At 46.6% G+C, this 21,690-nt stretch carries 21 protein-coding genes; 14 read left to right on the plus strand and 7 right to left on the minus strand.

Annotated elements, in window-relative coordinates; translation table 11 throughout:
• The first annotated feature begins 118 nt into the window (after window positions 1-118).
• Both GK108_RS17020 and GK108_RS17025 read left to right on the plus strand, forming a co-directional pair.
• Entirely contained in the window at window positions 119-1,609 is a 1,491-nt protein-coding gene (locus tag GK108_RS17020; protein WP_163951045.1) for an ATP-dependent DNA helicase, read from the plus strand.
• Window positions 1,610-1,730: 121 nt separating this feature from the next.
• A complete protein-coding gene (locus GK108_RS17025; RefSeq protein WP_163951048.1) occupies window positions 1,731-2,366 on the plus strand; it encodes a DUF4126 domain-containing protein in 636 nt (211 codons plus the stop codon).
• 76 nt (window positions 2,367-2,442) lie between these two features.
• Here the strand turns inward: GK108_RS17025 and htpG are convergent, their stop codons facing one another.
• Window positions 2,443-4,272, minus strand: coding sequence for a molecular chaperone HtpG (gene htpG, locus GK108_RS17030; protein WP_163951051.1), 1,830 nt, complete (start codon window positions 4,270-4,272; stop codon window positions 2,443-2,445).
• 151 nt (window positions 4,273-4,423) lie between these two features.
• Between htpG and GK108_RS17035 the strand changes: the two genes are divergently transcribed.
• Both GK108_RS17035 and GK108_RS17040 read left to right on the plus strand, forming a co-directional pair.
• Entirely contained in the window at window positions 4,424-4,795 is a 372-nt protein-coding gene (locus tag GK108_RS17035; RefSeq protein WP_163951053.1) for a hypothetical protein, read from the plus strand.
• A 46-nt stretch (window positions 4,796-4,841) separates the two neighbouring features.
• Complete coding sequence (locus tag GK108_RS17040; protein WP_163951056.1) at window positions 4,842-5,150, plus strand: rhodanese-like domain-containing protein; 309 nt, start codon at window positions 4,842-4,844, stop codon at window positions 5,148-5,150.
• Between the two features lie 135 nt (window positions 5,151-5,285).
• Here GK108_RS17040 and dapF read toward each other — a convergent pair whose 3' ends face one another.
• Together dapF and rplS are read right to left on the minus strand one after the other, a co-directional pair.
• Window positions 5,286-6,059 carry a diaminopimelate epimerase gene (dapF, locus tag GK108_RS17045; protein WP_163951059.1) on the minus strand — a complete coding sequence of 258 codons (774 nt, stop codon included), beginning with the start codon at window positions 6,057-6,059 and terminating at the stop codon, window positions 5,286-5,288.
• Between the two features lie 127 nt (window positions 6,060-6,186).
• Entirely contained in the window at window positions 6,187-6,561 is a 375-nt protein-coding gene (gene rplS / locus GK108_RS17050; protein WP_163951062.1) for a 50S ribosomal protein L19, read from the minus strand.
• A gap of 114 nt (window positions 6,562-6,675) precedes the next feature.
• On the opposite strand from rplS, the gene GK108_RS17055 reads away from it, so the two are divergent.
• Window positions 6,676-8,178: an NAD(P)H-hydrate dehydratase gene (locus tag GK108_RS17055; protein ID WP_163951066.1), complete on the plus strand. Its 1,503-nt coding sequence runs from the start codon at window positions 6,676-6,678 to the stop codon at window positions 8,176-8,178.
• Between the two features lie 224 nt (window positions 8,179-8,402).
• A complete protein-coding gene (locus tag GK108_RS31090) occupies window positions 8,403-8,567 on the plus strand; it encodes a hypothetical protein (protein ID WP_170305401.1) in 165 nt (54 codons plus the stop codon).
• A gap of 68 nt (window positions 8,568-8,635) precedes the next feature.
• On the opposite strand, the gene feoB is transcribed toward GK108_RS31090, so the two are convergent.
• The 3 genes from feoB to GK108_RS17070 all read right to left on the minus strand — a co-directional run bounded on the left by feoB (window position 8,636) and on the right by GK108_RS17070 (window position 12,025).
• Entirely contained in the window at window positions 8,636-10,747 is a 2,112-nt protein-coding gene (feoB, locus tag GK108_RS17060; protein ID WP_163951069.1) for a ferrous iron transport protein B, read from the minus strand.
• Window positions 10,748-10,811: 64 nt separating this feature from the next.
• Window positions 10,812-11,036, minus strand: coding sequence for a FeoA family protein (locus tag GK108_RS17065; protein WP_163951074.1), 225 nt, complete (start codon window positions 11,034-11,036; stop codon window positions 10,812-10,814).
• A gap of 221 nt (window positions 11,037-11,257) precedes the next feature.
• Window positions 11,258-12,025: a sulfite exporter TauE/SafE family protein gene (locus GK108_RS17070; RefSeq protein ID WP_163951077.1), complete on the minus strand. Its 768-nt coding sequence runs from the start codon at window positions 12,023-12,025 to the stop codon at window positions 11,258-11,260.
• 187 nt (window positions 12,026-12,212) lie between these two features.
• Between GK108_RS17070 and GK108_RS17075 the strand changes: the two genes are divergently transcribed.
• The 7 genes from GK108_RS17075 to GK108_RS17105 all read left to right on the plus strand — a co-directional run bounded on the left by GK108_RS17075 (window position 12,213) and on the right by GK108_RS17105 (window position 18,880).
• Complete coding sequence (locus tag GK108_RS17075) at window positions 12,213-12,887, plus strand: heme exporter protein CcmB (RefSeq protein ID WP_163951082.1); 675 nt, start codon at window positions 12,213-12,215, stop codon at window positions 12,885-12,887.
• Between the two features lie 99 nt (window positions 12,888-12,986).
• Entirely contained in the window at window positions 12,987-13,646 is a 660-nt protein-coding gene (ccsA, locus tag GK108_RS17080) for a cytochrome c biogenesis protein CcsA (RefSeq protein ID WP_163951098.1), read from the plus strand.
• A gap of 70 nt (window positions 13,647-13,716) precedes the next feature.
• Entirely contained in the window at window positions 13,717-13,989 is a 273-nt protein-coding gene (locus GK108_RS17085; protein ID WP_163951103.1) for a CcmD family protein, read from the plus strand.
• Window positions 13,990-14,011: 22 nt separating this feature from the next.
• On the plus strand, window positions 14,012-14,452 hold the full coding sequence (locus GK108_RS17090; protein WP_163951105.1) for a cytochrome c maturation protein CcmE domain-containing protein: 441 nt from the start codon (window positions 14,012-14,014) through the stop codon (window positions 14,450-14,452).
• Between the two features lie 68 nt (window positions 14,453-14,520).
• Complete coding sequence (gene ccsA, locus GK108_RS17095) at window positions 14,521-17,178, plus strand: cytochrome c biogenesis protein CcsA (protein ID WP_163951108.1); 2,658 nt, start codon at window positions 14,521-14,523, stop codon at window positions 17,176-17,178.
• Between the two features lie 113 nt (window positions 17,179-17,291).
• The gene (locus GK108_RS17100) at window positions 17,292-17,525 is read left to right on the plus strand and encodes a hypothetical protein (protein WP_394366280.1); all 234 of its coding nucleotides are present in this window, start codon (window positions 17,292-17,294) and stop codon (window positions 17,523-17,525) included.
• A 68-nt stretch (window positions 17,526-17,593) separates the two neighbouring features.
• The gene (locus tag GK108_RS17105) at window positions 17,594-18,880 is read left to right on the plus strand and encodes a hemolysin family protein (RefSeq protein ID WP_163951111.1); all 1,287 of its coding nucleotides are present in this window, start codon (window positions 17,594-17,596) and stop codon (window positions 18,878-18,880) included.
• Window positions 18,881-18,885: 5 nt separating this feature from the next.
• Here the strand turns inward: GK108_RS17105 and GK108_RS17110 are convergent, their stop codons facing one another.
• On the minus strand, window positions 18,886-20,793 hold the full coding sequence (locus GK108_RS17110; protein WP_163951115.1) for a sensor histidine kinase: 1,908 nt from the start codon (window positions 20,791-20,793) through the stop codon (window positions 18,886-18,888).
• A 186-nt stretch (window positions 20,794-20,979) separates the two neighbouring features.
• Here GK108_RS17110 and pyrE point away from each other — a divergent pair, with 186 nt between their 5' ends.
• The gene (gene pyrE / locus GK108_RS17115; protein WP_163951119.1) at window positions 20,980-21,618 is read left to right on the plus strand and encodes an orotate phosphoribosyltransferase; all 639 of its coding nucleotides are present in this window, start codon (window positions 20,980-20,982) and stop codon (window positions 21,616-21,618) included.
• Window positions 21,619-21,690: the final 72 nt, after the last annotated feature.

Genomic DNA, 21,690 nt, shown 5'->3' on the forward strand with positions numbered 1-21,690 from the left:
AAAGCATGAAAGAGAGTATTGCGAAAGAAATAAAAAATAGTAGAAAATAAGCATTACACCTGTTTCTACCAGCTGATTATATGCTTTTAGCTTTCCTGCTTTTTTTGTATATTGTAACATGAATGAAACACAGACTGCAGCCCAACTGTTGGCGAAACGCTTCCCCTATAAACCCACACTTGGACAACAGCAATTTTTTGAGCAGATAGGTGCGTTCATTGTTCAGGAAGAGTACGAGCATTACCGCGACTGCTTCCTGCTACGTGGCTATGCAGGAACCGGCAAAACCACTCTTGTTGGAACGCTTATCAAGGTTTTACCCCGATTCGGCTATAAATCGGTTCTCCTGGCCCCAACAGGTCGGGCGGCCAAAGTAATGGCCAGCTATGCGAAGAAGCCCTCTCAAACCATCCACCGGAAAATCTATCGGCAGGTTGCCGAACCAGGCTCTAGTCAGTTGGCGTTCCAGCGGCAAAAGAACTATCATGAGGACACGCTCTTTATCGTAGACGAAGCTTCCATGATTTCTGATGAAGCCGAATTTGGGGGCAAAGGCCTCTTAACCGATCTGATTGATTACGTATTTGAAGGCCCCGGCAACAAGCTGATGTTGGTTGGTGATACGGCACAGCTTCCGCCCGTTGGCCGTGAGTTGAGCCCGGCACTGGATCGCGGCTTTCTGTCCAGCTCGTTCGATATGACCGTTTACGAACAGGAACTCACGGAGGTGATGCGTCAGGAAGAAGAGTCAGGGATTCTCTACAACGCAACGAACTTACGATTACTGCTTGGCAACGTAGCATCAAGCCCTAAAGCTGTTGGCTTCGACGCACTGATGAATGACGACAATAACGCTGACAGCATGGAGGTCCCTCCTATTCAGCTAAACGTTCGATCGTTCCGCGATATCTACAAAATGCCGCTTATGAAGCTGGAGGATGGTATTCGGTACGCTTATAATAAATACGGCCGGGAGAATACAGCGATCATTTGCCGGTCGAACAAAGTGGCCGTACAGTACAATCAGTTTGTACGACGGATGATCGATCAGTGCGAAGAAGAGCTGGATGCGGGCGACATGCTGATGATTGCCCGTAACAACTATACGATTCTCGATGAGGACTCCCCCGCTGGCTTTCTGGCGAACGGAGAATTTGCTGAAGTGCAGAAGATACGGAATAAGGAAGAAGTGCACGGGTTCCGATTCGCCACTGTTACGTTACGTTTAGTCGACTATGAGGATCAGCCTGATTTTGAAGCTAAGATACTGCTCGACACCCTTTATTCTCCCGTTCCTTCCCTCTCGGCAGATCAGTATAAAGCGCTCTATGAGAGCGTGATGAAAGATTATTTCTACATCAAAAGTAAAAAAGAGCGGGCCGAAGCTGTTCGGAAAGATCCATACCTTAATGCCCTACAGGTAAAGTTTGCCTATGCACTCACTTGTCATAAAGCGCAGGGGGGGCAGTGGAGTGCGGTATTTATCGATCAGGGCTTTTTGCCGGAAGGGCAAGTCAATAATGAATTTGTCCGCTGGTTGTATACCGCTTTAACCCGGTCTACCGATGAAGTTTTCCTGATGAATTTCAATCCACAGTTTTTTGGCTAAACCGAATAGCTTAAAATGAAGTTTATACTTCCTGGCTAGTAACGGTATGGCAGATTAAGCAAAGCAATACCGCTATTGCTCGCTAAAGCTGTACGTTTAACCAATTAACTGTTCAATAACTATGTCCATCGAATGGATCATGAGTGCCTGCATTGGTGTAGGGTTAGCCGCCTGTTGCGGGTTCCGTGTGTTTGTACCATTGCTTATAGCCAGTGTTGCCACCAAGCTCGGATTTATTGGCACGGTTGCAGGCTTTGAATGGCTGAGTGGATGGCCCGCTTTATTCGGCTTGTCCATTGCTACCATTTTCGAAATAGGCGCTTACTACATTCCCTGGCTCGACAATTTACTGGATACGCTGGCAACCCCTGCATCAATCATAGCCGGTACGTTACTCAGCACGTCTTTTCTGCATATCGATAATCCAATCCTGCATTGGGGACTGGGGTTAATGTTGGGCGGGAGCTCGGCAGGTATCGTTCAGGCCGGAACGAGTTTGCTGAGGATGGGCTCGTCAATAACTACGGGTGGTGTTGCTAATCCGGCTGTGGCGACCGGCGAAAACGTTGCCTCATTGAGTTTATCGATTTTTTCGATTTTCCTGCCCTTAATTGCCGTTGTTATCATTATGGCAATCATGCTATTTGTTATATCCCGTCTGATTGCTCGTCGAAAGGTTTGGTTCAGCCGCCGATCAAACCGAGCCGCCGGGGCTTCCATTACCCAAATACCACGTAGCAGCAATGGACGAGCCTAATAAACCAGACTTCCAATAACAAAAAAGCCACCAGCAGATACGTCTACTGGTGGCTTTTTTGTTATTAGAAGCCTGCTTACAACGTAGCAACCGTACGCCGTACAAAAGCCGTCAAATCAGACCCGGTCAGCATATTTTGCGACAACAATGCTAAATCATACACTTGTTTCACCAGCGATTTCTGCGCATTCTCATCGGTTTCAGACAAAACTTTGCCGATAAGCGGGTGATTGGCGTTAACAACCACATTGTACGTAACGGGCAGATTCCCATAAAACGATTGCTCACCCGATAAAGCCGACATATCTTTCATCCGACGCATGAACTCAGGTAACGTAATGGTTACTGGGAGTTCATCCGTTGGCTGTGCTTCAATGCTCACATTCAGCATTTTATTATCCAATACCTGCTCAAACACTTCTTTTAACTTGGTCTGGTCAGCTTCTGAAAGAACGCTTTCGTTACTGATTCCTTTATCGATCAGCTTATCTAGCGTATCAGCATCAACTCGTTGGAAATGTACCTTTTCCAGTTTTTGCTCCAGTGCATTGATGAAATGAGCGTCGATTACATTATCCATCAACAATACGTCATAACCACGCCGAACGGCCGACTCGATGTAAGCATCCTGCTGCTTGCGATCGGACGTGTACAACATGACGACCGTGTCGTTTTTATCGGTCTGGTTAGCCTGTACCTTCTCGCGGTATTCGTCAAGAGTCGAATAAGCGTTAGCCGTGTTTTTGAGAAGCACGAAATTCTTCGCTTTTTCCCAGAACTTGTCATCGCTCAGGATACCGTATTTGATGAATAAGCCGATGTCGTCAAACTTCTCTTCAAAGGCCTTCCGATCAGCGTTGAAAAGCTCCTGTAGTTTGTCTGCCACTTTACGGGTAATGTACCCATTGATTTTCTTAACATTCGAATCAGCCTGCAGGAAACTTCTCGATACGTTAAGCGGAATATCTGGCGAATCAATAACGCCGTGGAGCATCATCAGGAAGTCAGGAACAACATCCTTCACTTCATCCGTAATAAATACCTGGCGGCTGTAAAGCTGTATTTTTTCACGTTGAAAACGTAGCTCATTCTTGATACGCGGGAAATACAGAATACCCGTCAGATTAAATGGATAGTCTACATTCAGATGAATCCAGAACAAAGGCTCTTCGCTCATTGGATACAATTCGCGGTAGAACGTTTTGTAATCCTCATCGGTCAGTTCAGATGGCGATTTGGTCCAGATGGGAGTGGTATTGTTCACGACCTGGCCATCAAATTCAATGGCAGCAGGTAAGAAACGAGCGTATTTATCCAGAATTCCGCGCAAACGGCCTTTATTCAGAAACTCCTCAGAATCGGGAGCAATGTGCAGAATAATATCCGTACCGCGCTCGGTACGTTCGGCGGGTGTCAGTTCAAACTCAGTCGATCCATCGCAAACCCAACGAGCAGCTTCCGCATTATCGCGATACGATTTGGTAATAATCTCGACTTCTTCGGCAACCATAAATGCCGAGTAAAAGCCTAGACCGAAATGACCAATAATCTGGCCTTTATCGTCGGTTTTGTCTTTATATTTTTCCAGGAAATCAGCCGCTCCAGAAAAAGCAATCTGGTTAATGTATTTCTTGATTTCGTCGGCCGTCATACCAATACCATTATCGCTAATGGTAATGGTTTTAGCTTCTTCGTTGAGCGATACGGTCACTTTTAACTCGCCCAGTTCGCCATTAAACTCACCAAACGAAGCCAGTTGACGTAGTTTCTGAGTCGCATCAACCGCGTTCGATACTAATTCACGCAGGAAAATCTCGTGGTCGGAATAGAGAAACTTCTTGATAATCGGGAAGATATTCTCTGTGTGGATCGAAATCTGCCCTTTTTCGCTCTGTACGGATTCCATAGTGTCTTCTAAAGTCAGTTGTTATTTTAGTCGGGCGTATTCAAATCCTGTTCCAGTACGTTCTTTTCTGACACATTGACAGTTTTTGCTGTAACATCGGCCAGTTACAACTATTCAAAAGCAAAAAGAGTCTTTATAAAAAATTACTGCCATGAGAGTCTTACTACTTTTTCTGCTCACCTTTGCTTTCAGTTGTCAAAAAGATTCGCCAGAAGGACTAGGGCCAATACGTACCGAACCAGCTTTTATCTATGAGAACTCGGTCCCTACTGATGGTTGTGAAGAACACGTCCGGCTCGATATACCCGATTCAACCGCAACGGCGGTCAGTTATAAGCCAACAGCCTCATCGCTTCCAATTTTACAGAAAGCGCTGGCCGACATTCAGCCCAATCCAACCACCTTTGAACGAGCTGTTACTATTCGTTTTGCAGAAACGGGCCGTCAAGTTGACTTGATGTGTGGTTGGGGAACCCGCCAACAAATGAACGAAATAGAAATTATTTCGATTAGCAGGCGTTGACTATACTTGCCGAACACCTACCGTTCATTCTGCGTTATGGCTTTGTATGACCACACACGATTATACCGACATTTCGCTGGCAGAACTGGAGACCATTCGAAAAGACCCCAATACATTGGTTATAGATGTACGGGATGAATGGGAGTTTGAAGAATTCAATATCGGCGGCATCAACATACCACTACCCGATATCCGAGCCAGAAAAGCAGAGTTGGCGCCCTACGATACGCTTATCGCCATCTGTACAAATGGTGTTCGCAGTCGGGTAGCTGTCAAAGATTTTCTACGCCAGCCTGACTTACAAACTAAGTATATTTACCATCTGCATGGCGGAATTATTGAATCTGAAGACTGAAGCAAGCTATGCTATAGGACGTAGCAATGCATACGTAACAATGGGTAATCCTACAAAAACCAGCCGCCGACGAGTCGTATACACAATCGTCCGTCAGGAAAGAAAAGGGTTTGACCTCAGAGAGAACTTGTTCGCCTACAGAGCAATACTGCCAGAATAAACCCGTTTTGCCGGACCTATCAGGTGAATACTTTCGAAAATATCCTCGCCCTGGTACTGGAACGATACGCTCAGATTACCACCAATGGTCTGAATATGAATTGGATCGGGCATCGATAACTGCTGATGAGCCACCAGCGCAACGGCGGTTACGCCCGTTCCGCAGGAGTACGTTTCGTCTTCCACACCCCGCTCATACGTTCTGACAAACAGAGTATTGGCATCGACTATCTGCGCAAAATTAATGTTTGTGCCTCCGGGCTGAAACGGTTCGCTATACCGAATGCTACGTCCATCAGCAACCACATCAAGCGATTCCAGGTCATCCACGAACTGCACCACGTGTGGTGAGCCCGTATTTAGGAACGTAAGCCCTCCCCGATTCTCGATGCCCGATACATCACTCATTTTAAGTGATATGTTCTCGCCATCAACAACCGCTACGTGCTCGCCATCGACCGCTATAAATCGGGCCTTTTTCTCAAATAAACCCAGATCGTGGGCAAAACGAACGATGCAGCGGCCACCATTACCGCACATGCTGCCTTCGGCCCCATCGGCATTGAAATAAACCATTCTGAAATCGTATTCCGGATCGTTTTGCAGCAGAATGAGTCCATCAGCGCCAATCCCAAACCGACGGTGACACAGCCGTTCAACGAAAGCCTGATCGGAAGCGGGGAAATTACCATCCCGATCATCGATCATGATAAAATCATTCCCCGTACCCTGGTATTTGAAAAAATTCATTGTGTAGTGATTAGCCGACTCTGATTAAGGACGGAGTCGCGAGTTAAGTTCCGTTTCGCTACGTTATAAAAACAAAAAAGCTGCCTATACAGGCAGCTTTTCGTAAGATCGTATTAACGTAGAGCCATTAAGCTGCTACCGTTGCCTTTGGCTTACGCTCTTTCAGACGGGCAGCTTTACCTTGACGACCACGTAGGAAGAACAAACGGGCACGACGTACTTTACCAAGGCGCACAACCTCAATTTTGTCGATATTAGGCGACAAAACGGGGAAGATACGTTCAACTCCAACGCCATTTGATACTTTACGGACAGTGAATGTTTCACCAGCGCTGCTTGGGTTACGGCGTTGAATAACCGTTCCCGTAAACACCTGGATACGTTCCTTATTTCCTTCGCGGATTTTAACGTGTACGTTCACCGTATCGCCCGCCCGAAACGTGGGCAAATCGGCGCGACGCTGCGCGTTGTCTGCCTCCACTAATTTGATTAACTCGCTCATGACTGTATATAAATCGCCAGATAAGTATTTGCGAAATGAGCCGCAAAGATAGCAAATTTCTCAGCACTTGAAAATACTTTTGCAAAATTACCTCGCGTAAATGACGCCAAATCGATGAAAATACTAAATGTTGACCAGATTCGAGCCCTTGACCAGTATACGATCCAGCACGAACCCATTGCACCCATCAATCTGATGGAGCGTGCTGCTCTTGCGTTCGTTGACTGGTTCGCGGATCATTTTTCTACTTCAACGGCCATAAAGATATTTTGTGGTTTAGGAAACAATGGCGGTGATGGCCTGGCCATTGCCCGACTGCTGCTCGAACGGGAGTATCGTATTGAAGTCTTTGTGGTTCGTTACGCTCCGCGCGAATCCGACGATTTTATGCATAATCATCGTCGGCTGAAGCTCGTCACGGAGAACATCCGCTACGTTGAATTAACGCACGATATACCCGCTATACGCCATAATGAAGTTGTTATTGACGCCATTTTGGGATCGGGTCTGTCGCGGCCAGCCGATGGCATCGTTAAAAGTACCGTCGAGGCCATTAATCGGGCTCCTGCAACCGTTGTTTCTGTCGATATAGCTAGCGGACTATATACCGATCAGCCCAACTCGCCAACGGACGTCATTATTGAACCCGATTATACGGTCTCCTTCCAATTACCCAAGTTAGCCTTCTTGCTGCCAAAAAATGGACGCTACGTTGGCAATTGGCAGCTAGTTGATATTCAGCTCCATAAACGCTACATCGATACCTCTCCAACGCCTTATTATTTCACGCAACCGAAAGATGCAAGGCTGTTACTACAGAAAAGGGATCGGTTTTCGAACAAGGGATCCTTCGGCCATGCGCTGCTGCTGGCGGGTAGTTACGGTAAAATAGGCGCGGCTGTTTTGTCAGCCAAAGCTTGTTTACGGTCGGGCGTGGGCTTATTAACAGTTCAGGTGCCTCAATGTGGTTACGAAATCCTGCAAACCTCAGTACCCGAAGCGATGTGTCGCCCCGATGAGCATCAGCGGGTATTGACAGGGGCCAGTGAGGTGGAAGGTCCTGAGCCTGTCGATTATTCAACTGTAGGCATTGGTCCCGGCATTGGCAAAGCCCCCGAAACACTGACCATGCTTCGTTCATTGCTACCCACGTTAAAAAAGCCAATTGTTGTTGATGCCGACGCCTTAAACCTGTTATCTGAAAACCGTGACCTGCTGGCTAAATTACCTATCAACAGTATTCTCACCCCTCACCCAAAAGAGTTTGAGCGACTGACTAAAAAGTGGGAAAATGATTATCAGAAACTGGATATCCTGCGCGAATTTGCCAAAAAGTACAAAGTTATTGTTGTACTTAAGGGCGCCTATTCGGCGGTAACCACCCCCGACGGCGATATTCATTTTAACTCAACGGGAAATCCCGGACTGAGCACAGGTGGTACCGGCGACGTACTGACGGGTATTCTTACCGCTTTGCTCGCTCAGGGCTACGATCCGATCGAAGCAGCTGTGTTAGGTGTTTTTGCCCATGGTCTGGCTGGCGATCGGGCTGCCGAGCAGCGCGGACCTATTGGAATGGTTGCTACTGACATACTAGATTCTCTACGCTGGGACTAGACTTGTAGAAAATAAGTTACAGAACTGTAGATTCTTCGCCACGCTACAGGAATTAATTTTCGATTTTCTTTTTTCAGTAACTACCGCTTAGTAAACATTACGTATATAGGTCAACAGGTATTCAGGTAATAATACGCATTAGGCATAATCAGGGTTTTCGCTCTGTTTTTACAGTGAAAGCGGTCCCAAATTTGTACTGCGTAAAAGCATACCAACAAATACTCATGAAACCTACAGCACAGCGCGATTGGCGCGTACACCGTCCCTCGCGGAGATCAAGAGTCTCCTTTGACCAAACCACCGCTTTAGGCGGGTTAACCGTAGCGTTGTTTGCTTATATCGTCTATCATTTTGTGTATCCTCTCATTTCGAAAGGATTACTTTGGTAGCATCCATTGATAATAAGAAAACCCCATCTGGCTAGAGCCGGATGGGGTTTTCTTATTTATGCATTTCACTATTTCAAAAAATGATACGTAGCAAAAGCCGTTACGTAGGCTAACGTCATCATATATACTAGTTGAACCGCTGGCCATTTCCAGCTTTTTGTCTCCCGTTGTGTAGCCGCCAGCGTACTCATACACATCATGGCAAATACATAAAAAATCAGTAACGACCATGCCACAGCAGGCGTGTACATGGGTCCGCCTGTTTCCGGATTACGCTCCTGACGCAGTCGTTCGCGGATCGTAACCCCTTCTTCATCGCCATCACCGATACTGTAAATGGTAGACATGGTGCCAACGAAAACTTCGCGGGCGGCAAATGAACTCAACAGAGCAATCCCAATTTTCCAATCGTAGCCAAGTGGTTTAATAACGGGTTCTATAAAATGACCGAAATTCCCGGCATAGGATGCTTCCAGTCGTTCAGAGGCCACCCGATTCTGTAATTCGTCGTCCGATAGAGTGGGGTTTTGCTGTCGTACCTGCTGTTCAGCTTTTTCCATTGAATCGCCGGGGCCGTAGCTTGCCAGCACCCATAAGATAATAGAAATAGCCAAAATAACCCGTCCGGCTTCCCAGACAAACGACCGAACGCTTTCCCAAATGGTTAAGCCAACGTGGTTCCAGCGCGGTAACTTGAACGTAGGCAATTCCATGATAAAGAAGCTACGCTCTTTAGTCTTTAGAAAGCCTTTCAATACGTAGGCGGCCAGCAAGGCACTTACTAATCCCAGTAAATAAAGCGCCATCAAGGCCAGCCCCTGCAGGTTAAACACGCCCAGCACTCGTTTGCTGGGAACCACCAGCGCAATCAGGATCGTATAGATTGGCAGGCGAGCCGAACAACTCATCAATGGAGTCACCAGAATAGTAATCAGACGGTCGCGCCGTGTACCAATGCTACGTGTCGCCATAATGGCTGGGACAGCACAGGCGACCCCCGAGATCAGCGGTACGACACTACGTCCGTTCAGACCGAATTTTCGCATAATTCGGTCCATAATAACCATCACCCTCGACATATAGCCCGACTCTTCGAGCAGGGCAACCAACAAAAAAAGGAAAGCGATCTGCGGAATAAATACTAGAATCCCCCCTATTCCGGCCAGGATTCCGTCCGTCAGCAAATCGGTTAGCGGACCAGCTGGCAAGCTTTCTTTTAATTTACCATTCAACCAGGCCACGCCCGAGTCAATGGCATCCATGAACGGTTCTGCCCAGGCAAAAATTGCCTGAAAGATTAACAGCAGAACAAACGTAAACAGTATATATCCCCAAACCGGATGCAGAAGGATTCGATCAAGTTTCTGGCTCCAGGTAGGCTGATTGGCTCCGCGCTTCTGGGTAACCGTATCAGCCACGATCTTACTGATCCGCTTATAGCGCGTAATGGTTTCGTCTGCCTGAAATTTGCGTTCGCTGAACTGATGCTTATCGATAATAGTATCGAGCCCAACTTGTTGCTGGCGATTCAAAAACGTGAAGCCGTCGTGCTGAATAATATATTGCAACGCCAGATAATTATTGGCAAGCTGATATTGTGTTTTCGTATCGGTTATTAATCCAGCTACTTCATCGCCCGGATCGAAGAAAAGTTTGTTTGCCGGTAGAGGTTGTTCAACGTGATTAAGAACAGCTTTTTTTAATTGCTCCACCCCTTCACCGGTACGGGCATTGATCCGCACAACCGGCACCCCCAAACGCATGGACAACTTAACAGCGTTAACTTCCTTTTCCTGCTTATGGGCCACATCAAGCATGTTCAGGGCTAATATGACTGGTACGCCAAGGTCTGCGATTTGGGTAAATAGCAATAAATTCCGATGCAGATTTGACGCATCGACCACCACTATCGCTACGTCGGGATAATCCGGGTGCGTTGGATTAGCCAGAATATCCGTAACAATCTGCTCGTCCAGCGACTTGGGGTAAATAGAGTACACTCCAGGGAAGTCAACCACAGTAGCCGTGTGGTTCGAATCGATGGTCCAGGTTCCGGATTTTTTATCGACCGTAACACCGGGGAAATTCCCCGTCTTTTGTCGCAATCCAGTTAGTTGATTGAAAAGTGATGATTTACCGGCATTCGGGTTTCCGACTAAAGCAATTATGGTAGCACTCAACTCTGTTACGGTTTGTGATTTAAAACGTGCGACTGGTCAATCAAGATCAGTCACAACACCCTGACTAATCAATGATGATCGTAGCAGCTTCCGATTTTCGAATGGCCAGACGATAACCAGCTACATTCAGACAAATTGGATCGCCCATCGGCGCTTTGCCACTCATTTGTACTTCAGCTCCCGGTAGACATCCCATTTCAAGCAGCTTCAGCGATAATGATTCATCATCAAACGACTGAATAACCGCTTTTTCGCCAATGGTCAAATCTGCAACACTACGTTTACGCATAGCAACGAAACCCTTATTTAGATTCAATACAATTAACGCAAGATTACGACGGAAAGTGCTTGAATGCAAGGTAAGAGACTTAAAACTTCAATTTGCCCAGCGGCCAGGGATTCCGATAAACGCACCCAAGGCACAATAAATCAGCAACTTTCTCAGCCACCCAACTAGCAACTTGTACGCACAACCACCTTATGCAATCGCAAAAATGACCTTTGTGGTAGCTATTGCGTAATCAGATCCCAACTAAACCGTAGAATAGTAGCCGCAATGATGAAGAGAAAAAATACCCGGATAAACTGATTCCCTTTCAAGATCGCCAGCCGAGCTCCTATAAACGCGCCCGTCAGGTTGGCAATAGCCATCGGAATCGCAAATGCATAGAGCAATTTCCCTTCGCTGACAAAAAATAAGACGCTCGCCAGATTAGTCGATGCATTGACCAGCTTGGCATGGGCACTGGCTTTCAGAAAATCAAATCCAATCAGCGCAATAAAGCCCAGCACGAGAAAACTTCCGGTACCCGGCCCGAAAAACCCATCATAGAAACCAACAATACCACCCATCAGCCACATGCGTAGGCGCTTCTGTCGGTCTGAAACGTATTGATCCGTTACGTTACCAAAATTTTTCCGGGTTAGTGTGTATATAAATACAGCAATGAGAATAATCAGCGCTAGTGGCTTCATGAATCCATTAGGCACTCGTGTTAATACTAGTGAACCTAGCCAGGAAGATCCAAACGCAATTACCATCATAGGCGCTATAAACTTACCTACAATCTTCACTCGCTGGCTATACTGGAAAGCACCCATTAGACTTCCGCTCAACGATGGAATTTTAGTAGTTCCAATCAGGGTCGGAACAGGGTACTGAGGAAGCGTAAAAAGAATAGCCGGGGTTTGGATGAGCCCACCACCCCCAATTATGGCATCGATAAAACCCGCTGAAAACGAAAAAAGGCAAAGAGTCAGTGTTGTATAAAAATCCATTAATGCAATAAAAAGCCGCTGTAAAAAATCTGTAGATCGACGAATACTGAGCAACCAGCTTACAAAGAAAAAAGCCTGCGACCTGTTTGCCTAACCATCAAATCTCAACGTAGCTATTCATAAGATCAAACTATTTCTTTTGTGCATCAGCATTGCGCCGTAAATTTGCAGAATTAAAAGAAACGGCATGGCAGAATCAGTACGTCAGTTGGGAGCATTGATGCGGAAAGAATTTCTGCTGGAATGGCGTCAGCGCTATGCCCTCAATGGCATGTTATTGTATATTGTCGGTGCTGTTGTTGTCTGTTATCTGAGTTTCAATGCTCGTCGTGGTCAGTTGACACCCATCGTCTGGAATACACTTTTCTGGATTATTCAGCTTTTTACGGCCATTAATGCGATAGCCAAGAGTTTCGTTCAGGAACGGGCGGGCCGACAGCTCTACTATTATACATTAGCCAGTCCGCAGCAGATCATCCTCTCAAAAATCCTATATAACATACTCCTGATGCTGGTTCTGGCCTTACTCGGATTTGTTGTGTATGCGTTTGTGATGGGGAATCCGGTTAACGATATGTGGCTATACGTAGTAACGCTCCTATTAGGGTCAGTAGGCTTTGCATCGTCGCTGACTTTAGTTTCTGGAATTGCCAGCAAAGCAGAAAATTCGGCGACCTTGATGGCCGTATTAAGTTTCCCGATTATTCTGCCTTTACTGTTAATGCTGATTAAGCTGTCCAAAAATGCCATCGATGGTCTTGACCGTAGCACCAGCTGGGACGAAGTCGGCATTGTACTGGCCGTCGACGCCATTGTCGTTACGTTATCGTGGTTGCTTTTTCCATTTTTATGGCGGAGCTAGTGCTTGTTTTCATCACCCCAACGGCCACGTTAGGGTTGTCGTTCATTTAATACGTCCAGGGTGTGGCCATCTGGACTTTCGCTCCGGCGATCCAAGAGTATGAAAAAAAACTGGTGGAAAATCCTGTCGGTTCTGATTCTAACCTACGTAATATTTCAGGGATTACTGGGTAAGGTTCCCCGTCAGCCTATTCTCAATGAAAGTATCAGAAACGTCTATTTTCACGTGCCACTTTGGTTTGGCATGATCACATTGCTCCTCACATCGGCGGTCTATTCTGTCCGTTACCTACGTAGCGGCCGCGTCGATGATGATCTGGTTGCAGTCGAATTTGCCAATACGGCTATCCTGTTTGGCCTGCTTGGCTGTGCTACGGGCTCCCTATGGGCCAATTTTACCTGGAACGACCCCTGGCCTAACGATCCAAAGCTAAATAGTGTAGCTGTTGGCATGCTGATGTATATGGCTTATCTGATTCTTCGGGGTTCTTTCGATGATGAACAGCGTCGTAGTCGTATTTCGGCGGTTTATAATATTTTCGCTTTCGCTGTTTTTGTACCGCTGATTTTCATTGTTCCCCGCCTTACCGATTCTTTGCACCCTGGCAATGGTGGCAACCCCGCTTTCGGCAAGTATGACATGGATAACAACGTTCGCATGGTTTTCTATCCGGCTGTTATTGGATTTACCCTGCTGGGTGTCTGGATCACGGAGCTACGTGTTCGGCTACGTCGGATAAAAGTTATTCTGGATGATTAATTCTGGCTGGTAGTGCCGGAATGTTTCCCCTATTTTTTGCGTTATTTTTAAGACTTATTTCCTTATTCAAATGCGACTGTCTTTTTTGACGAAAGCCCCTTTGGCAACTCTATTGCTGCTTAGCCATACCCTACTGGCCCAACAACCAGTTTCTAATGGTGTCGAGATGGCCGACAAACTCCGGGCCGATGGCAAAATATGGGTGGTAGTAACGGTTGTTGCAGCCGTATTTGCCGGTATTATTATTTATCTGGTTCGATTAGATCGTCAGATTGGGAAGCTTGAAGAAGCGGTTAAAAGTCAGAAAGAAACCAAACTGAAAGCCCAGGATATAAAACGTTAACATCGTAACTCCATCGAAAACTATGAAAATTTCCCATATTATCGGTATCATCATTATTGCGATTGCGATTGGCATCATTGCCTCAACAGCTGGCGATGCCAGTGTATACGTAACGTTTGCCAAAGCGCAGGCCATGAAACAGGATGGTGACGATAAAATGATCCACGTAGTGGGTAAAGTGCAGAAAGATGCTCAGGGCCGCGTAACCGACATTTTATACAATCCCGCTATCGATCCCAATCACTTCGAGTTCACCCTCGTCGATAATGATAACCGGGCTGAACGTGTTGTTTTTAATAGCCCCAAACCGCAGGACTTTGAGCGTTCCGAGCAAATCGTTATCATTGGCAACATGCAGGGCGATCATTTTCAGTGCAACAAGATTTTGCTCAAATGTCCATCAAAATACCAGGACGGTACGCTCGAAACGACTGAACACGAAGCAAAAACGGCTCAACTTTAAGTGTTTTCAGTTTTCAGAGTCTAGTTAACAGTAAACTGCCTCCTGAAGACTGAAGATTGAAACGGACTATGATACATACTACAGTTGGTCAACTCGGCCACTTTTTCGTTATTCTTTCCTTCGTTACGTCGCTGGTGGCTACAGTTGCGTACTTCCTGTCTGCATTAGGTCGCCGGACTAGCGTGCAGACGATTTCCGTTGAAGAGCCGCAACTGGCATACGCTGGCGAATCGTCCTTTGGCGGAAAAACAGCCAGACATAAAGCAGCTGTTCAACCCGCAACACCGGACAACGAAAAAGATGACTGGAAGGGATTGGCTCGCTGGGCTTTCTACGTCCACGGCGCGGCCGTATTGGGGGTTATTGCCTGTCTGTTTTACATCATATTCAATCACTATTTCGAATACCATTACGCCTGGAGCCATTCATCCCGCGCGCTGCCTGTCTATTACATGATCGCGTGTTTCTGGGAGAGTCAGGAAGGTTCCTTTTTACTTTGGCTTTTCTGGAACGTAGTACTCGGGAACCTCCTGATCCGTACCGCCGGGAAAACCTGGGAAGCCCCTATAATGACAGTTTTTGCGCTGGTTCAGGTATTTCTGGCTTCCATGATTATGGGTGTTGTGTTTGGCGATACGTTCAAGCTAGGCTCTTCGCCCTTCCTGCTGCTACGGGAAGCGATGCCTGATGCCCCAATTTTTGGAACCGACCCCAACTTTGTGCCCAAGGATGGTAATGGCCTGAATCCGTTGCTCCAGAATTACTGGATGGTTATTCACCCGCCTACTACGTTTCTGGGTTACGCCCTCACACTCGTCCCCTTTGCCTATTGTATTGCTGGTTTGTGGCGTAATGAGCCATTCGCCTGGATACGTCCCGCCCTCCCCTGGACGCTGGCGGGTGGTCTTATCCTCGGTACGGCCATCATGATGGGCGCTTACTGGGCCTACGAAACCTTAAACTTTGGCGGTTACTGGAACTGGGACCCCGTCGAAAATTCCGTGTATGTTCCCTGGCTGGTTCTGGTTGCATCTGTACATACCATGTTGACAGCCAAACGATCGTCTACCGCGCTGAAGAGTTCCATCATCCTGACGATTGCTACGTTCATTTTAGTGCTTTATTCTACGTTCCTGACACGTAGCGGTATTCTGGGAAATGCCTCGGTTCACTCATTTACTGATCTGGGTCTGTCGGGGCAGTTACTAGTATACCTGCTGGTTTTCGTGGCCTTGGCCGTTGTTCTGGCCGCCCGCAAATGGAAACATATTCCAACTGATGATCAGGAAGCCTCGGTTTACACCAAAGAATTCTGGTTGTTTATCGGTGCAACGGTACTTTGTCTGGCTGCTTTTCAGGTTATTGCCACTACGTCGATACCGGTGTACAACAAGATTCTGGAGTCGTTTGGCAAAATATCGAACCTGGCGCTACCTGCCGATCAGATTGCCCACTACAATAAGTTTCAGGTTTGGTTTTTTGTGGTTATTGCGCTTTTAACCGGCGTTGGCCAGTATATGTGGTGGCGCAAAGTCGACAACAAAAAATGGGATGCACTCATTACGCCAGCCATCATTACGTTACTCATCAGTGCAGGCGTTATTGCCCTTGGCGGCATCAAAAATCCTGTTTACATGGCGCTGCTGGTATCTGCCGTATTTGCGGTGGTTACCAATGGTAGCATTCTGATAGGCGTCATTCGTGGTAATTATCGATTCTCTGGCGGAGCCATCGCCCATTTGGGCATGGCGCTGATGTTGATTGGTATTCTGTATTCGGCGGGCTACTCGACAGTGATTTCGGTCAATACATCGGGCCTGTTGATCTCCAATCAGGACGAGTTTACGAAGAACGATAACAAAGAAAATAAAGAAAACACGCTGCTATGGCTGAACCAACCCGAACGTATGGGCCAGTATCAGCTTACGTATCGTGGCCAACGTATTGAAGCTCGGGAGATACCGGGCTATATCCCCCGGAAAGACGTGATGGTTATTGAGGGTGATTTTCATGGAATTGCCCAAAAAGACATCGAGAAAAACGGTAAAGTCTACTACAAAAAGGGTGATACGTTAGCCCTCTATCCGGAAAACACGTATTACGAAGTCGAATATCGTGAGCCGGATGGAAAAGTGTTTAGTCTGTATCCACGGGCACAAGTAAACGCAAAAATGGGTCTGTTGGCCTCGCCCGACACTCGCCATAAAGCAGATCGGGATATCTACACCTATGTAAACTCGGTTCCTGATCCTGAAGCCGAAAACAAGTGGGAAAAAACCGAAACCTACAGCGTAGCCATCAAGGACACTTTTTTCCTGAACGATTACGTAGCCATTCTGGACGATGTGGTTCGTACCAACGAAGTTGACGGTCTGCAAATCGGGCCGGAAGATGCCGCAGTACGAGCCCATGTACGGGTAATGAGCAAAAATGGCGAACAGGTTTTGAGTCCGGCTTTCGTTATCAAAAACCGTATGGTTGCCCACCCAGCCGAAACGAGCGATGAGCTGGGCGTCCGAATTCAATTGAATGAGATTGACCCACGTACCGGTAAATTCACGTTTGCCGTGAACAGAACCCAGCGCGACTACATTGTGATGAAGGCGTTTGAAAAACCGCTCATCAACCTGCTGTGGATTGGTACGTTCCTGGTTATCCTTGGTTTTGGTTTCTCAACCATTCGCCGGTATCGTGAGTTTAGTAAGATGCGGGATAAATTGGTCTGATAAAAGGGATTGGTTTATGGTCTATGGTTTTTTGTTTATAGACTCAAAGGCAGAACTATAAACCCAAAACCATAGACCATAAACAGATTAAACCTTCTCCAACGGGATACGTAATGAAATTGAAACTTTCTGAAATATTGCTACTTTCGGCAGGAGTCGGCTTTTTGGTGTTGTGGATTGCCGAATACCAGCGAACTTCCTTTGCCGAAAGCTATTGGTTATTAATGCTGTGCCTGGGTTGCCTGCTGACGTTTCAGTACGTTAAAAACAAACGTATCGAACGAGAAAAAACGGTTTCCCCAACGATCAGGCAAATGGTGGAAGATCGCAAAAAAAAGAAAAAATAAGTTTATCGTTTTAGGTTTGTAGTACGCTGCTTTACTACGTAACACGCAAACCATAAACCTGTAATCGTTTGGAACCGTACGCTTTACTCTTTGGTGCCCTGCTTGCTCTTGTTTTAGCAGGCTTTTTTTCTGCCGTCGAGATGGCTTACGTATCAGTCAATCGATTATACTTTGAACTTCATAGCAAGCAAGGTCCGTTGGGTGAAAAACTCGTTTCGAGCTTCCTGAAGAATCCCATACTCTTTATCGGAACAACGCTGACGATCAATACCTTATTTCTGGTATTATACTCCGTTTTAGGTGTAACGGCGTTAAATCCCCTTCTGATGCTTCTGTTGCCAGCTGATTGGTCAGATATGGAATTTGTCTTCATTCTGATTGAAACACTGGTTTTAACGATTATTTTTCTACCCGTCGCCGATTACGTCCCTAAAAGCCTTGCGCTCATTCACCCCGACCGCTTCCTGGAAGCGCTGGCGGTTCCTCTGTGGGTGATTTACAAAACCATAGCCCCACTTGTAAGACTTCTGGTTGGCACGGCCCGTTTCTTTATTCAATACGTAATGGGGAAACGAAATCCAGAAATTCGGCCGGTTTTTGGACTGACCGATTTGAATCAATACCTACAACAACTCAATCAGAAAGCTACTCCCGAAGAAGAGTTAGAAATTGACACTCAGATTTTTAATAATGCTATTGAGTTTCGGGATATTCGCGTTCGTGATTGCCTCGTTCCCCGCACTGAAATCACGGCCATTGAAGTAGATGACTCCGTAGAAGATCTTCGGAATGCCTTTCAACACAGTGGCCACTCCAAGATCCTAATTTATCGGGATACGATTGACGATGTGATTGGGTATTGCCACGCGCTGGCCTTGTTTAAAAAGCCAGCTACAGTTCAGGAGATCATTACGCCTATCCTTACCGTACCAGAAACCATGCCCGCTCAAGACTTGTTGCTACGGTTTCTGTCGGAACGGAAAAGTCTGGCAGTTGTGGTTGATGAGTTTGGCGGCACAGCGGGTATCGTAAGTCTGGAAGATATGGTTGAGCAAATTTTCGGCGAAATTCAGGATGAATATGATACGAGCGAAGACTGGACCAATCAACAAATCGACGAAAACACCTGGTTGTTAAGCGCACGACACGAAATCGACGACCTCAATTCGACCTATGGCTGGTCAATTCCAGAAGGTAGTTATGATACGTTGGGAGGGCTGATTCTGGCAACGAACGAAGATCTTCCTCAGGTTGGCGACGTTATTGAGTTCGCACCATTTACGTTCACGATCGTTTCCATGAACGGTTCCCGAATTGATACGGTTCGTGTTCGGCGCAACTCGGATGATGACTAGTTCTTTCAAACGGGTAAATACACGTCAAATGTAGCCCCTTCCTCTAACTGGCCCGTTGCCAGAATATTTCCACGATGGTTTTCAGCCACTCGGCGGCAAATAGCCAGTCCAACCCCCGTGCCTTCGTATTTCTGCCGATTATTCAGCCGTTGAAATACCTGAAAAATCTGTTCCGCGTATTTCTCTTCAAAACCGATGCCGTTATCGACGACACTAATCTTGTGATACGTTTGCCGGGGAATAAGGTCAGCAGGTTTTTCGGAGCCTGATACTAACTGATACGTGATATGAATGTCGACAGGTCGTTCTGACGATCGAAATTTGAGTGCATTCAAGATCAAATTAGTGAATAGTTGGCGAAGCTGTGCCGGATCGCCCTTAACTAACGGCAGTGTGTCAATGCGCAGTACACCACCTACACTCGCAAGCTCGGCTTCAAGTTCCACTTTAATATCCCTGATCAGGATAGCCAGATTTATTGGCTGGAATGCATCTCGTTGCGTACCTACTTTCGAGTAGGTCAACACATCTTTGATCAGCGTAGACATTCGGGTAACCGCCGACAGCATTCGCCTGATAATATCGTTACCATAATCGCCTAGTTGTGTAGCGAACTGCGCCTGCAGAATGTCGCCGAAAGCCGTAAGCTTACGTAGCGGCTCCTGTAAATCATGACTGGCGATATACGCAAACTGCTTCAAATGTTCATTAGCATTATTCAGTTCCCGATTCGTTTGTTCAAGTTGTTGTTCGTAGGTTTTACGCCCGGTAATGTTTGTTGTTGTCAGTACAATACCATCTTCCCACTTTAAAACCGACAGCTCGTACCAGCCGATCAGCGAGTCATAACTATACTCTTGTTCAAACCGAGTTGGCTTACCTGTTTCAACGACTTCCACATACCGATCAAATAACTCGGTCTGGATCACATACGGGAAGAATTCTAGCATAGAATGGCCAATGGTTTCGTCATCGCTCCGCCCTAAAATCTGTCGATTCGCTTCATTCTGGGCAACGTAGTGAAAGTCGATAATTTTTCCTGTCTGCTCATCACGAACGGCTCTAAACGCAATGATAGCATTCGATGATCCATCCAGCACAGACCGCAATAATTCGGCTTGCTGCTGATTGGCCAGTTCGGCTCGTTTAAGAGCCGTTACGTCCACAAACGTAACAATAACGCCATCGAGCAACGGGCGGGCCCTAATATTATACCAGCCATTATACCCTTCTGCGGGTAGATTTACGCCATTTATCCGAATGGGCTCACTCGTTTCAGCGACCTGGAGATACCAGCCTAACGTACCGTTTGATCGCGCATCGGGCCAGGTTTCGGTATATAATTCCCCAATCAAAGCTTCCTTGGAGCGTCTGGTCATCCGTTCGGCATTCGCGTTGACGTGCGTTATCCGAAAGTCAACAATTCTACCTGCACTATCCCGAACTGACTCCATTACCGTAATGCCTGTTTGCGTATTATCGAGAATGGCCTGAAGCAATTCGGTTTCGCTAGTCCGCGTAAGCTCAGCTTGTTTCTGGTCACTGATATCCGTCCAGGAAACTAATAAGCTATCTTCGTATCGGGCAAGCGATTGCGCTACCCAACGGTTGGTATTCGCCAGGTAATACTCAACATGCGTCGGCAGGCCGGTTTCAACCACCTGTTTATAGATGTCGAAAATGCCGCTGCACTCGCTTCCAGGATCGAGCGTCAGCATTGAAGTCGCTAATAGATCCTGCTGGGAAAAACCTATTAAGTCAACGGCCCGCCCATTACAACGGACAAACCGAAAATCCACAATCCCTTTATTGTCATCTCGGATAGCGGTGCATAGCAGAACCCCGTTTAATGGGTTTTGAAATATACTCTCCAGCAACGTATTAGGAGGCTGAATGGGCAAATCCGTACTCATTTCTTAGGGCAACAGCTATATAAGTTAAATATCGACAATAACGGTAAACTTATTAAGAGAGCAAGCTACACACATATTAGTTAACGGGCAAGTGCTATTTTCAGGATTATTTTTGGCCAGCTCCGAACAAATTAGGCGGGTGTGCCGTCATTTTCCTACTTTTGAAACGACTACTTTTTACAACTCGTGAATTCATTATCAACTCAACAGGCTGTTGCCCGACATCTTCTTACTGTACAGGCCGTTCGTTTACAACCCGACCAACCATTCACCTGGAGTTCGGGCTGGAAATCACCGATTTACTGTGATAATCGTATTACGTTAGCCTATCCAGAGGTTCGCTCGTTTATCAAAAATGCACTCGCAGAACGTATCAGACAGGAATTTCCCACTGTAGAGGTCATTGCTGGCGTAGCAACAGCCGGTATCCCTCAGGGCGTTTTAGTAGCCGATGCGCTGAATATTCCTTACTGCTACGTTCGCCCAGAACCTAAAGCTCATGGGATGGGCAAACAGATAGAGGGTCGTCTGGAAGCTGGTCAACGGGTGGTTGTTATCGAGGATTTGATTTCGACCGGTGGCAGTTCGCTTAAAGTTGTCGATGCACTTCGGGCCGCTGGTGCAGACGTACTAGGCATGGCCGCTATTTTCACCTATGGTTTTCCGATTGCTGCCCAGAATTTTGCCAGCAAAAACCTACCACTCGTTTGTCTGAGCGATTATAACGTTCTGTTAACGGAAGCTCAGGCACTCGATTATATTTCGGCCGATGCATTGGACTCGCTCGCTACGTGGCGCGAGAATCCGGCAGAATGGGGCAAGTAACATTTCCTTTCTTTATGGTTTATAGTTTGTAGCTATGTTTATTAGGAAAAGCTACGACCTATAAACCATAAA

This window comes from Spirosoma terrae, assembly GCF_010435915.1.
GTDB lineage: Bacteria > Bacteroidota > Bacteroidia > Cytophagales > Spirosomataceae > Spirosoma > Spirosoma terrae.

Coding starts and splice junctions, on each gene's coding strand:
- htpG (WP_163951051.1), bottom strand. CDS start 4,272: ATGGAATCCGTACAGAGCGAAAAAGGGCAGATTTCGATCCACACAGAG.
- GK108_RS17065 (WP_163951074.1), bottom strand. CDS start 11,036: ATGCGTAAACGTAGTGTTGCAGATTTGACCATTGGCGAAAAAGCGGTT.
- ccsA (WP_163951098.1), top strand. CDS start 12,987: ATGAAAAAAAACTGGTGGAAAATCCTGTCGGTTCTGATTCTAACCTAC.
- GK108_RS17090 (WP_163951105.1), top strand. CDS start 14,012: ATGAAAATTTCCCATATTATCGGTATCATCATTATTGCGATTGCGATT.
- GK108_RS31090 (WP_170305401.1), top strand. CDS start 8,403: ATGAAACCTACAGCACAGCGCGATTGGCGCGTACACCGTCCCTCGCGG.
- dapF (WP_163951059.1), bottom strand. CDS start 6,059: ATGAATTTTTTCAAATACCAGGGTACGGGGAATGATTTTATCATGATC.
- GK108_RS17070 (WP_163951077.1), bottom strand. CDS start 12,025: ATGGATTTTTATACAACACTGACTCTTTGCCTTTTTTCGTTTTCAGCG.
- ccsA (WP_163951108.1), top strand. CDS start 14,521: ATGATACATACTACAGTTGGTCAACTCGGCCACTTTTTCGTTATTCTT.
- GK108_RS17075 (WP_163951082.1), top strand. CDS start 12,213: ATGGCAGAATCAGTACGTCAGTTGGGAGCATTGATGCGGAAAGAATTT.
- rplS (WP_163951062.1), bottom strand. CDS start 6,561: ATGAGCGAGTTAATCAAATTAGTGGAGGCAGACAACGCGCAGCGTCGC.
- GK108_RS17100 (WP_394366280.1), top strand. CDS start 17,292: ATGAAATTGAAACTTTCTGAAATATTGCTACTTTCGGCAGGAGTCGGC.
- GK108_RS17110 (WP_163951115.1), bottom strand. CDS start 20,793: ATGAGTACGGATTTGCCCATTCAGCCTCCTAATACGTTGCTGGAGAGT.
- GK108_RS17025 (WP_163951048.1), top strand. CDS start 1,731: ATGTCCATCGAATGGATCATGAGTGCCTGCATTGGTGTAGGGTTAGCC.
- GK108_RS17085 (WP_163951103.1), top strand. CDS start 13,717: ATGCGACTGTCTTTTTTGACGAAAGCCCCTTTGGCAACTCTATTGCTG.
- GK108_RS17020 (WP_163951045.1), top strand. CDS start 119: ATGAATGAAACACAGACTGCAGCCCAACTGTTGGCGAAACGCTTCCCC.
- GK108_RS17035 (WP_163951053.1), top strand. CDS start 4,424: ATGAGAGTCTTACTACTTTTTCTGCTCACCTTTGCTTTCAGTTGTCAA.
- GK108_RS17040 (WP_163951056.1), top strand. CDS start 4,842: ATGACCACACACGATTATACCGACATTTCGCTGGCAGAACTGGAGACC.
- GK108_RS17055 (WP_163951066.1), top strand. CDS start 6,676: ATGAAAATACTAAATGTTGACCAGATTCGAGCCCTTGACCAGTATACG.